This is a genomic window from Desulfosediminicola ganghwensis (assembly GCF_005116675.2).
Lineage (GTDB): Bacteria > Desulfobacterota > Desulfobulbia > Desulfobulbales > Desulfocapsaceae > Desulfopila > Desulfopila ganghwensis.
In genome coordinates, this window is record NZ_CP050699.1 from 826,892 (window position 1) to 838,887 (window position 11,996).

11 protein-coding genes are annotated in these 11,996 nt (G+C 47.9%); 8 read left to right on the forward strand and 3 right to left on the reverse strand.

Going from position 1 to position 11,996, the window contains the following annotated elements; genetic code table 11:
• The first annotated feature begins 99 nt into the window (after positions 1-99).
• Positions 100-789 (forward strand): transposase, encoded by a 690-nt coding sequence (locus FCL45_RS03605; protein WP_136797596.1) that lies wholly within the window; start codon positions 100-102, stop codon positions 787-789.
• A 152-nt stretch (positions 790-941) separates the two neighbouring features.
• On the opposite strand, the gene FCL45_RS03610 is transcribed toward FCL45_RS03605, so the two are convergent.
• Together FCL45_RS03610 and FCL45_RS03615 are read right to left on the reverse strand one after the other, a co-directional pair.
• Entirely contained in the window at positions 942-1,250 is a 309-nt protein-coding gene (locus FCL45_RS03610; RefSeq protein ID WP_136797595.1) for a hypothetical protein, read from the reverse strand.
• A 274-nt stretch (positions 1,251-1,524) separates the two neighbouring features.
• On the reverse strand, positions 1,525-1,803 hold the full coding sequence (locus FCL45_RS03615; RefSeq protein WP_136797593.1) for a hypothetical protein: 279 nt from the start codon (positions 1,801-1,803) through the stop codon (positions 1,525-1,527).
• A gap of 649 nt (positions 1,804-2,452) precedes the next feature.
• Here FCL45_RS03615 and FCL45_RS03620 point away from each other — a divergent pair.
• The 5 genes from FCL45_RS03620 to FCL45_RS03640 all read left to right on the forward strand — a co-directional run bounded on the left by FCL45_RS03620 (position 2,453) and on the right by FCL45_RS03640 (position 5,925).
• Positions 2,453-3,250, forward strand: coding sequence for an FIST N-terminal domain-containing protein (locus FCL45_RS03620; RefSeq protein ID WP_136797591.1), 798 nt, complete (start codon positions 2,453-2,455; stop codon positions 3,248-3,250).
• A gap of 6 nt (positions 3,251-3,256) precedes the next feature.
• Positions 3,257-3,988 (forward strand): hypothetical protein, encoded by a 732-nt coding sequence (locus tag FCL45_RS03625; RefSeq protein WP_136797589.1) that lies wholly within the window; start codon positions 3,257-3,259, stop codon positions 3,986-3,988.
• Positions 3,989-4,301: 313 nt separating this feature from the next.
• Positions 4,302-4,877: a TetR/AcrR family transcriptional regulator gene (locus FCL45_RS03630; RefSeq protein ID WP_136797587.1), complete on the forward strand. Its 576-nt coding sequence runs from the start codon at positions 4,302-4,304 to the stop codon at positions 4,875-4,877.
• Between the two features lie 53 nt (positions 4,878-4,930).
• Positions 4,931-5,434 (forward strand): DsrE family protein, encoded by a 504-nt coding sequence (locus FCL45_RS03635; protein WP_136797585.1) that lies wholly within the window; start codon positions 4,931-4,933, stop codon positions 5,432-5,434.
• 11 nt (positions 5,435-5,445) lie between these two features.
• Complete coding sequence (locus tag FCL45_RS03640; protein ID WP_136797583.1) at positions 5,446-5,925, forward strand: Lcl C-terminal domain-containing protein; 480 nt, start codon at positions 5,446-5,448, stop codon at positions 5,923-5,925.
• Positions 5,926-6,499: 574 nt separating this feature from the next.
• Here FCL45_RS03640 and FCL45_RS03645 read toward each other — a convergent pair.
• The gene (locus tag FCL45_RS03645) at positions 6,500-9,694 is read right to left on the reverse strand and encodes an HD domain-containing phosphohydrolase (protein ID WP_136797582.1); all 3,195 of its coding nucleotides are present in this window, start codon (positions 9,692-9,694) and stop codon (positions 6,500-6,502) included.
• A gap of 560 nt (positions 9,695-10,254) precedes the next feature.
• Between FCL45_RS03645 and FCL45_RS03650 the strand changes: the two genes are divergently transcribed.
• Positions 10,255-11,082, forward strand: coding sequence for an MBL fold metallo-hydrolase (locus tag FCL45_RS03650; protein WP_136797580.1), 828 nt, complete (start codon positions 10,255-10,257; stop codon positions 11,080-11,082).
• 456 nt (positions 11,083-11,538) lie between these two features.
• Entirely contained in the window at positions 11,539-11,994 is a 456-nt protein-coding gene (gene sbtA, locus FCL45_RS24475; protein WP_181212308.1) for an SbtA family thio(seleno)oxazole RiPP natural product precursor, read from the forward strand.
• Positions 11,995-11,996 lie beyond the last annotated feature (2 nt).

The following is an 11,996-nucleotide window of genomic DNA, read 5'->3' on the forward strand; positions in this document are numbered from 1 at the left end:
CATCTGCGTTTCTCTTTAAATTGGGATATAAATTGGTTAAATTGGGGACAGACCACGATATTGGTTGTGACTTTCCTATTAAATATGTTTAGATAGCCTATGCCTAGACGACCACGAATTATACTCCCTGACGTCCCTTTACACATCATCCAGCGTGGCAATAATCGTCAAGCCTGCTTTTTTGCTGATGAAGACTATTGTTTTTATCTCGATTGGTTACAGGAATATTCTCGTAAATCAGGCTGTGCCATACACGCTTATGTTTTGATGACGAATCATGTTCACCTTCTGCTGACACCAAAGCGAAAAGAGAGTGCGGGTAATCTCATGAAGCTGCTTGGTCAGCGTTACGTGCAGTACATCAATCGTACCTATAAACGTAGTGGAACGCTCTGGGAAGGGCGGTTCCGCTCAAGCGTTATTCAGCAGGATACGTATCTTCTCACTTGTCAGCGTTATATCGAGATGAACCCAGTCCGTGCCGGAATGGTAAAATATCCTGGGGACTACAGGTGGTCGAGCTATGGAGTTAACGGGCAAGGTGACCCGTCGAAACTGCTCACACAGCATCCGATCTATAATGACCTGGGACATAATCTTAAAGAACGTCTATCGGCGTACAGAGAACTGTTCAGGCATGAGTTGGAGCCCGGTGAGATCGATAGAATACGGAAAGCGACTAACGGGAATTTTGTTTTGGGCACAAGCCGTTTTCAGGAGGAAGTGGGAACCATACTTGATCGTCGGGTTGCTCCCGGGAAAGCCGGCCGGCCGAGAAAAAGAATGTGAACAATTAAAAACGTGGTCTGTCCCCTATTCAGGTTCAACAGCGCAATCGCTGTATCTAATCTAAGAATAATCTAAAAACATTGTTAAACAGTTCAGATCTGTTACAGGTCTACATTGCTGGGCTCCTGGTTTGATCTGAACTGTTCCTGTCTTTAATGCTCAGTTTTTGAGCGTGTCCCCTGATACTTCTTATATAAGTCATGCAGACGACTCCTCACATCGCGCAAGGTTTTGGAATAATCATTCGAAACCCAACGCGGCTCGCTAATCGAATAGATATCTTTTGCCATCTCATCAAGGGAAAATTCAATGGCTCTGCACCACTCTCCGGTGCAGACGTTGTCTATCTCGCGGGATTGTTCAAAATCCTTTTCGAGCTCATCAAGGCAGTCTGAGAGATTTTTCATATAATCACGGTGAACCATCATGAATGACTCTACCATCTCTTTTTGTTTTTTCATCTCAATCACCTCCACTTTATTGCCAAATTTCCTATGCGGAATAGCTGTACCACTCCCTGCAGCCATCAAGCCTTTCGGGCTCAAAGGCTCAAATAAATGTTAATCACTCATAGGGACCGGGCTAGTCTTTCTGCACTGCTTGTACATGTGGAGGTTTGGTCCTGATCTTTAAATTATCGCCTCGAGAACTCAAGCTAGACAAGCTAATTCCTGATGCTTATTTGCTGTTGGCTGATGGATGTCCCGAAAATGGTGCTCCCAAGCTCTGGTGCGCTCAGGTTCTACGCCGCTTTCGCATTTGATAATTAGAAAGGTCCTTTTCGTTGGCTATACACGGTCCTGTTATTTTGAGTATCTGGCCGTTTCTTTTGGTGAAATAGCGCTTCTCTTCACAACCGTTTACCTTTTCGCCATCTGCAGTATCCAGGGTAAATACCTTACGGGCCGCAACAACAGTATTGCTTTTGTCGGTTGCTATCTCCTGGCTGACAACCACCACCCGTTCAGCACCGTCGGGCTGATTGACTATGAAATATCCAATGACTTGTCTCATGTTGTTGAAACCTCAATCTCTAATGTATAGATATGATTATGGACAGAAAAAGGAGGAAGGATCTCAGGCAAACCCCTCCTCCAGGAAGAACATGAGGTTGATATGGCGTATCACTCTGAGGTTCTTCAGGCTCGGGACCAGCGGCGACTGCTTATGTCAATCAATTAGGCGTCAGCACCCTGGTCAGGCTTATTGCGGAATGAACAGCGAACACGACAAGTGGTATTACAATTTGCACGGTAACTGGTAGTAGCCAAAAACTGACAATAAATGGGCTTATCTCTGACATCTGTCTCCTCCTCTTGTATGAATTCACTCAAGCCAATTGGCGTTGAGGTGTAAGCGTTTACATCGAGTTTGACCGCAGTCCAGGGAACCGACTCTATATTTTGGGCAGATGGATCTCTGCCAAACAGCCCTGATGCATTCCTGACAAAATCGTTAGATTGGTTAATTTTATGAAATGTATCTAAATAACTGTCTATGTGTTATTTGTGGTATGTGTAATATATACTGCAAAATATTTGGCACTGGTCCGTTAGGTAGGACAAAAAAATGCCGGTGCGAAAAAAAGGCTCAAGAAACTGGTTATGCAATAGTTTCATTTTTTGTTTTGTACCAAATGTTCAATTTTGCATAGAGGGAAGCGATGTTCAAAGCCATTACCGCACACAGCATCAAAAGCAATGGGCCCGAAATTGTTGACGATCTGGTCAGGGACTCAAATGAAAAGCTGGGAGTGTACAGACCGTCTGCCGGAGTGCTCTATGCCTCGGCACCCCATGATACGGAAGCACTCAAAGGTATTCTTACAGGCCTAACGGAGGCTTTCCCTGGAATGGAAATTGTTGGGGGAACCGTCGTGGGCGGATTTACGGATGACAGTGGCTTTACCCAGGAGGGCTATTGGCTGTGTCTAATGGTAAGCGACTCGGTAACCTTGACTGCAGGCTGTCTGCCAAACATCTCATCCGTAATTCAGTCAAACGACTTTACCGAAGCCTTTCGCGCCAGTCTTGCAAAGGATCCTGGCTACCAAGATGCTCAAGCCTGTCTTTTTTTTTCGCCATACAATCACTTTGATGGGGAGAAATTCATTGATCACGTCCAGGAAGTGCTGCCGGAGAATTGCCTGGTCTTCGGCGGCATGGCCGCCGACTACTGGGACGAGCAGAACCTTGCCAACTTCTCAAAAATCACCCCGCCCGCAGAGAAATCGCTACTCTTTTTTGCCAAAGATGGCGTCATCCATCTTGAGGATGATACCGTCGTGTACCTCCTGTTCCAGGGAGAGATCGAAGTACAGTCCGGTGTCTCCTATGGTTGGTCAGATGTAGGTATGCTCTTCCCGGCCTGCGGTAACGAGTTTACCCTCACGGAAATTGACGGCAAAAATCCGCACACCTTTCTCCAAGAGTTTCAGCACCCCCTCGTTTTGGAGGAATAATCCCACATGGAATATTCATTGTGGATTCATGCCCCGGGAGAAGACCCGCATATTCGAGACATATTCTTTGATAAGGCCACTGGCAACTACTACACGAGAGGTGCCTGCCTCCCGCCGCGATTCCATATCAGCTTCTCTTATCCCGACAAATCAAAAGTATTACGAGAATACACAAATACCCTGGGTCGTCTTGCCGATGAGTATGAGCTGGTCATTGGCACCGTTTGCGCTACCCATCTTGCGGTCTTGGAGCAGGATATACGCCGGGAGTATGCGGAAATGACGAAGGCCTTTCAGCGAACCCCTCTGATTTGCAGCTATGCTTTCGGCGAGTATGGACCTTCGTTTACCAGCCCAAAAAGTAAGCTGCACAGCTTCTCGGGCGTTGTGTTCTGCCTAAAGGAAAAGGGCAGGGTCGATAACGGAGGAGGGGGAGCCAGGCATGGGTTTCTTGATGAAATCGTCAGGAGCCAGCGTGAAGAGATCAATTCGCTGCAGAAGCAGCTGCAATTTTTTGAAGGCAGCAAAAATATCAAGATGCAAAAATTGACTGAAGTTTGTCTCGGGGTACTGCTGTGCCGCTCCCGTAAATCACTGTCCGGCATGGCGGAACAAATAAGTGATTCCTTAAGAACATACTATAAGAAAAGAGGGCTAAAACCGCCGTACCCAATAAGCAGGAATAGACTGATCGAGCATCTTGGGAAGTTAAAAGAGCGTGCACAAAAACTGCTTTGAAAGAACCTCAATGGGAACATCTTGTTAGAGGCAAGGCGTGTTGATGAGGGTTCCCCGGGGAGCTGATTCGTACCTTTAGCTGTGCCGTCATATTTGACTATGAACGCATCCAACCCTGAGAACGTGCTGGATATGCAGCTTCGCAACAAGGAAGGGTCACCTATTGACAAGGGGCTTTTTACTGGGTGACCCCGTCCAATTGATTTCAGGCCGGTCCGCATTGCTACACTATTTAAGGGATAAATTAATTGACACGAAGGCCCATTTCATATTTATTAGAACGAACGTTCGTTTTAAAGGAGAGGGAGCAGCTATGTCAGGCAAAACACAGGAGCGGCGGGGATTGATACTGTCAACCGCTTTGAGGCTATTTTTTGAGCGGGGATATTTCAATACTTCCGTTCATGATATCCAAAAAGAGGCCGGAGTCAGTATCGGTTCTATCTACCATCATTTTGGAAATAAAGAGTCAATCGCCAAAGAGTTGTTTCAGGAAATTGAAACAAGCATGACGAGGGTTCTTACTGAGATTATGGAGATTCATGAAACCGCTCACGACCGTTGCAGGAGTGTGGTGCAGTATCTCTTTGACGAGACAGAAACGAACAGGGCTGAAATGCATTACATGTTGTACGCAAAACACCAGGAGTTTATGCCTGGGGAAAAACCAGTCTGTTCGTCCCGTCCCTTTACCCTGATGAAACAGATGGTGATTGAAGGAATTGACGCGGGACATATCAGACCGGTCGACCCGAACGTGGCTGCAGTGACCCTTTTTGGTGGGGCCATTCGTCTGATCTTCTTGCGTTTGGATGGTGTCCTCGAAAGACCGCTTCCCGACTATCTGGAAGAATGTTGGGAGTGTGCCTGGAGGGGTGTGGCAAAGTAGCAATTTTTTTTTCATAAGTATTAGAACGAACATTCGTTCTAAAGGAGCTGGCAATGAAATGTATTAGAGCTTTCAACGTATTTATAGCATCTTGCGTGTTGATGTTTTTAGTGAACGGAGTTGCGGTGGCAGGTGACGTGAACGATCAGGATGCCTTGAGCGGCCTGACGGAAACTAAAACTCTCTTTGATATCAATGTCAGCGAAGCTTCCAAGCTCGCCTTATACCTTGATGTCATCAATATGACCTACGATGATCTGCTCAGGCAGGGCAGGACCGCTGATTTTGTTATAGCATTTCGGGGGGCCTCTGTCCGTTTGGTTACCACTGAAAACTGGTCGTTTTCGGATCAGGATCAGGAACTGTTGAAAAAATCGGCTCAGCTCCTGGCTGAATTGCAAAAGAGGGGAGTGAAGATTGAAGCGTGTGCCATCGCTATCAACCTGTTCAAGGTTGAAGCGGATACTCTGCTGGATGGGGTAAAGGTTGTAGGGAACACGTTCGTTTCCCTGACCGGTTACCAGAATAAAGGTTATGCGCTGGTACCGATTCAGTGAGGGAATGACTTATGAAATATTACGGTATATTCAACGGAACCAGCAGCAGGAATAGAGTGTTGGTCGTATGGTTGCTACTGATCGTCCTGCTTGTCTCCGGTTGCTCAATGCATGCCGCAGGGGGTGATACTCTTGTGCTTCAGCAGGGTGATGATACCTTCCTTGACCAGAAGCATGGCTTGGAGTGGCGTCTGGAGCGGTCCGGCTACTTCAAAACAGCAGAGGATGTGGAGCATTATCTGCAAGGCTTAAACAAGGAGGAGGGCGAGCAGTGGCGCCTGCCGACAAAACAAGAGCTGTTTGATCTGTTCTCCAGCTTCGATTTGAAGTTAAACGGAGAAGTCAAAATACAGCTTGAGGGAAGATACTGGCTGCAAGATGATGGCAAAGATTATGTGGGATCCTGGCAAATCGGCGACCAGTGCGGCCCTTCACGCAGTTTTTATCGAGAGAAATCCGGCTATGTCCGGGCCGTTCGAAACATGCAGTAATAATTCTCAGATACCAGGAGCCTGTCGGACTATGGCGGTTTTCACTCAAATCGAGGCATCGAAGGAAAATAAGCGGAGCCATGAGGTTGATATTGCGAGCAGTGTTTTTTCCGTCGATAACGATGAGTTGGTTGAAAAGGGTTTAGTCTGACAGGCTCCTGGCAGTCATTTGAGTCGGTTCAGTGAGTAATGGAAGAGAAACATATACCTCTTTAAAGAAAATCCGGATGCGGCAAAACGTATGTTGCCACTCAAGAACTGACAAGGGAATTACCGTACAGAAAGCCGCAATCCCAATCAGTTCTGGGTCGCGGCTTTTTGTGGTTCAAAATATGTGGTTGTAGCTGAGCTAGCCTACCTATAGGTCAAAGCTGACGTCTTCGCTCCTATAGAAGCGAGTCGTTGATTGCCTCGCAGCAGCTTAAAATTTCAATCCGCTCACATTTGTTTGCTAGAGTTCTGTTGAGGATGGCAGTTTTTTGTTTGTGTCAGGTTGGAAAACGTGGTCTGGCAGGAATTTACTATCACAAACTCCCTGATTCCTCTTTGCTGAAAAGGCTAAAAAAAGAGTATTTCAAAACTTTTTAGTTCCCAGATACGCTTCAATATCAACTTCATCAATCTGTTCCGGGTCCAAAAATGTTCGTGCATATGTGAGGTAGATGCCGCTTTCAAGAAATAGCCTGAACAAGTTGCCATCCAGATGGTTGTTTTTCGCCATTGTGGTCATGATTTCTATCGCCTCTCTCAGGGATTTTGCTTTTTTATAGGGACGATCGGAGGCGGTTAAAGCCTCGAAGACATCTGCTATGGCAACGATTCTACCAGGGATTGAGATCTGGTCTGCACTGAGTTTGCGGGGGTAGCCGGTGCCATTGAGGGTCTCGTGGTGCGTTCCGGCATATTCCGGGATTCTTGTCATATTTTCGGGGAAGGGAAGGGTCTCAAGCATGTTGATGGTGGTGATGATATGTTCGTTGATCTTATACCGGTCTTCTGCGGTGAGGGTACCTTTTGAGACGCAGAGGTTGTAAATTTCGCCGAGATTATACAGATGCTTGAGCGGTTGCATGGCAAAATCCGATGATGAGCCGCCTATTCCTTTTTGCTTAGGATGCTCGACAATATGCTCAGGCCGGTCGGCCAGAAGAGGTTCCTCGCATGGCAGTGTTGGCTCCTTGGTTGGGAAACGGTCAAGTTCGAGCCGACCAAGGCCGAGCCGGTCGCTGAAATGCCGTACCCAGGTCTGTTTGGCAATTTGATGGACCCTTTCAACCTTTTCCTGAGCCATGAACTCTCCGCCAAGGTTGCACTCGGCTATAAAGCGAAAATCGTTTTTAAGTTCTTGCTGCCTTGCGGCGAGCTTTTCTCGAAGTGCTGCTTCGTCAATGTCTTCTCCTTGTGCCAACTCCCTCCAATACCCGATTTCGGCATCCCGCAGAAGGACCTCAAAGCGCATTCGAACTTCATGGATTCGGTTATAAATAGATTCCAGCTTAGTGGCTTTGTCGACAATGTGTTCAGGAGTGATGACTTTGCCGCAGTCGTGTAGCCAGGCTGCGGTCCGGAACTCTCGCCACTCGTCGTCTGTTTCCAGGGAAAATCCGGCAAAGCCCCCTGTTGTTGACTCACTGGCTGCTTTTGCCAGCATGAGAGACAGTTCCGGCACACGGGCACAGTGTCCGCCGGTATAGGGTGATTTCTGATCGATGGCGACAGCGATCAGCCTGATGAAGGAATCCATAAGTTCCCGCAGCGATACTTCATAAGCCTGTATGGCGGAGGCCATGGTGACCATGGAGCGCGACAACCCACGAATCTCTTTAATATTGCTTTCCACCATGGCCACTTCCATGTAGCGGCGCTGTTTTACCTTGTCACTCTCAACTACCAGGGCATTTATCGGCCGTACGATGATGGTGGAACAGTACCAGACTAAGGGGGTCAACAGCAGGAGCAGAATCAGGGTCATAATGAGTGAAAACCGGATCTTCTCCAGATACGGTGCCATGGCTTTCTGTACCGGTACCAGCAATCCCAGAAACTCACTTGATCCGTAGACCGATTCGATCTGTGCAACGTAACAAAAATATTCATGGCCCTTGATTTCGATAACCCGCAGTCCCCCTGCAGTCCCAAACTCTGAGGCGAGTTCGAGCAGCACAGGATGTGGTACGGTCTTGCGGACCTCATCCTTTTCATCCTGGTCCTTGCCGGTTCCGAACCATTTAGCATCCAGCTTTTCGAGATCGCTGTTGGCCAGTGAAGCCATGGCCTTTTCAAGAATCCCCGCCAGAAGTTCTTTCTCGGGTCGAACAAGAAAATGGAGTCCCTGCCCGGCAGATTCTCCGAGAGCTTCGAGTTCTTCGGGGCGACCTCCTATTTCCAGGTTTTTCAGGAAATAGGAATTGGCCAGGTATCGAACCACCGGTTCGCTGTCCAGGGTTGCATAGGCCTCTTTCGAGGAGACTGCCCGCATGGCCTCAATACTGTTTGCAACATGGAGACGCTTCACCTCCGGATGATTTTCTGCCAGATAGGTGTCAGTGGCCCACCCTTTGGGAATGGCGACGGTTTTGCCGGCCAGCTCTGCCAGGGAAGAGGGAATCGGGGTATCTTTCCTTACCACAAAGGCCTGGGGCATGGGCATGTATTGGCTGGTGAATACACCCATCTTTTCACGTTCTGGATTTTTTAACAGGGAGTGCAGAAGGTCGAGCTTACCATCCTTAAACAGGGCGACCAGTTCTTCCCAGGAATAGCCGTTCACATATTCGACCCGGAAACCGGCTTTGTCGGCCAGCAGGTTCAGCAAATCGACGGAGTAGCCCTTGGGCTTGCCGCTGAGGGCAAAGTCAAAGGGGGGCCAGTTCATCTCGTTGGAAGCTTTTATTACAGGATACGAAGAGAGAAACGCCTGCTCTTCGTCATCGAGGGCAATGGGAGACCAGTGGACGCTTTTGGCACGATCTGTCGAGTATGATGTCTGGGCGATAATCTCCCCATGTTTGTCAAACATGAAGGCCTGGCTGTCAGGTAGCAGTTGCTGCTTCTGAAGAAAGTCGGACAGGCCTGCGAGGGAAATATCCACAGCGGCGACCCGCTGACCTCCGTCAATGCTGGTTGCATAGGTGAGCCCTGGAGATTTGAGGCTTGAGAAGAGATAGGGCGCTGTCTTGATAATGCCAGGCGTTGCGAGGGCATCTTTAAACCATGGTCGTACCCTGGGATCATAATCGGTGTTTTCAGTTTTCTCGAAGCGGACTGAAAATGCTGAATCAAGATAGACCGTTGTTTTTTTACGAACTCCATTAACTGACGAGAACCTGAGAGCAAGCCATCTGTCGTGCTGGGCGGCGCCGAACACACCCCGGACATTGTCGCTGCTCTCAAGGTTGATAATCTCGAATAATTCCCCGGTATCGTATCCTATATACACCGCATAGATACTCGGTGCGTTTTCCATTGCGCCGGCAAAAAGCTTGATTGCACGGAGCTCCTGTTCCGGCCCGGGAAAATTCTCGAGCTCGTAAAAATGACTGAGGACTCCAACCAGATTGACACTTTGGCTGTCGAGGGCTTTTACCCTTTCGTTAATCATCTCGGCCAAGATGTGAAAGGATGACTCAGCAGCTGTCTGGGCGAGGTCTTTACTGAAATAGTGCTGTAACCCAAGAGTCAGCCCCGCTATCAGGCATGACATAAAGAGGAAGACACCAAACACGGTGGTACGGATGGATAGGGTTTTCCGAACTTTATGCTCAGCCATATGGTCACAATTTCAGCTTGCTGAAGCAGCTCTCTCTGCTTCGGGCCTGTTTCGGCTCAGTCAACCTGAGTCCCGTGAAGTAGAAGATGACAACCGGAATGAGAGACGTGTTTGAGAATATCCTTCGTCTTCATACATATTATCATTTGTAGGATATAAATCGCACCCAATCAAAGAATTAATGATTGGGGAGGGTCTTTCATTCGAGGTACTTAATGCCAGGAGCGAAGGAAATATCCGGGCTGTGAAGTGTGTTGAAATTGAGGGGGAAAGTATGTGGTCAGTGAATCCTGGGGTGATCTTTGCTGCATGCTCAAAGTGTTTGCACACGGCAAAAATTACAAAACCCGTTTGATATCTTTTTATTAACTATTGAAGAATTTATTCAAAAGGTAATTCCGCCTTTTCTGCAGTTGAACTCTTGAATAAGTGAGTGGTGCTTGAGAGGTGGAGGATCATATTGTACATTGGGAGCAACCTCTGGTGCACTGAAAACATTGTCATTCAAGACCTGATCTTACCTTTCACTTTATACTTCTCATTCCACAGAAGAAGAATCGATGCTCTTTGCAAAACAACACACTTTCGGCCCCATAAAAGGTTTTGAAGTGGGCATTGCCCCGGCGGGAAAGTTGATAAAGTCCGTATATGTTTATCAAATTGACTCATTCCTCATTGATACCGGTCCCCATCATCTGCGAAAGAAAATCGGATTGATGATTAACAGCAGTGCTGTCGCCTCCATCCTGTTGACCCATCACCACGAGGATCACAGCGGCAACGCCGCCTTCCTGAAAAGCCGGACCGGGGCTCCTGTCTACCTGCACCCGTACGGGGCGGCAAAGGTGTTGAAGGGCTTCAATATTCTGCCGTACCAGCATATCCTTTTTGGCAAGGCTCAGCGCTTTCAGGCAGAGTTTTGCCCGGAGGTCGTAGAAGGTGAAAAAATAACCCTTAAAGCACTGCACACACCGGGTCATAGTAAGGATCATACTGTTTTTCATGTGGAAGAGGAGGGATGGCTCTTTTCTGGCGATCTCTTTGTCGGTGAAAAAATCCAGTTTTTCAGGGTTGATGAAAAAATTGACCAGCAGATTGCATCGTTACGAAAAATAGCAGACCTGGATTTCGACACACTCTTTTGTGGCCATCGCCCGAAAATGAAAAACGGCCCTAAGCTCATAAGGCGAAAAATCGATTATCTCGAAAGCTTTCAGGAGCAAGTCACTGGATTCTATCAAAAGGGGCTTGAAGAAAAAGAGATTATACAGCAGCTACGCGATAAAAATGATCTGCCGGTCAGGCTTTTCACTATGGGCAATGCCAGTTTCGGGCATATGGTCAGGTCATCTCTGAATACAATACCTGACTACCGGCAGACTCGCTAACCCCTCCACGATCCGGCGCTGCCACGCTGGTTATCATAGTTTTGCTGAGCCAGGAGACTGTCGGACTATTGCGATTTTCACTCAAATCGAGGCATCGAAAGAAAATTAAGCGGAGCCATATAGATAATATCGAAGTCTCACTTCGTTCGCTTATCTGCGAGCATTAATTTTTTTTCGATAACGATGAGTTGGCTAAAAAGGGCTTAGTCCGACAGACTCCTGGAGCTACACCTGGAACGCTACCTCAGCGATTACGGCTGTCTTGCGGTTTATGTGTCTGCTATTCAGGGAAAATTCCTCTTGTTTACAATGTGAATCAAAAATTGATATTGGCTGTAGCAGAGCTGTTGCAGTGCACACGTTTGACAGGCCAGTGTTTCTTCTGCTATCGGTATGTTATTAGGTGGCGCATTCTTGGGGGAGAAACCTCACCACGGGTAAACGAAGGAGCGAACCATGAAAAAGGACTTGAAAAAGTTGCTAGCAGGTCTTGGGGTGGCGGGTCTGATCGGCGCAGGCGGGGTAACCCTGCCGGGACATGTTGCCGGCAGTGGTTGAGGCGGTTCCAGCGGCACAGGTGGTGCCGATGCAGAAAAGCCTGCAGGGACCAGTGGCTGAAGCGGTCAGACTGAAGGCGCCGTGAGCGCTGAAGAAAAGACCGAAGAAACGGTTGAAGAGGGTAAGCAGGCAGCAGAAGACATGGAGAAAGAGGGTGAGGAAAAAGTAGAAGAGGGTAGTGAAGAGGTTCTGCCCAAGAAAACCGGATCGAGTGGTTGAAGCGGCTGATACAACGTACGGTCGTACGGTTATCGTAAGGGATTGTATACGGGGAATGCCGATATTTCAGAGAGTGGTATCGGCATTTCTCTTTGTCATCTGAGACGTCATTATAAAAGCCTGAATTCAATGTGAAG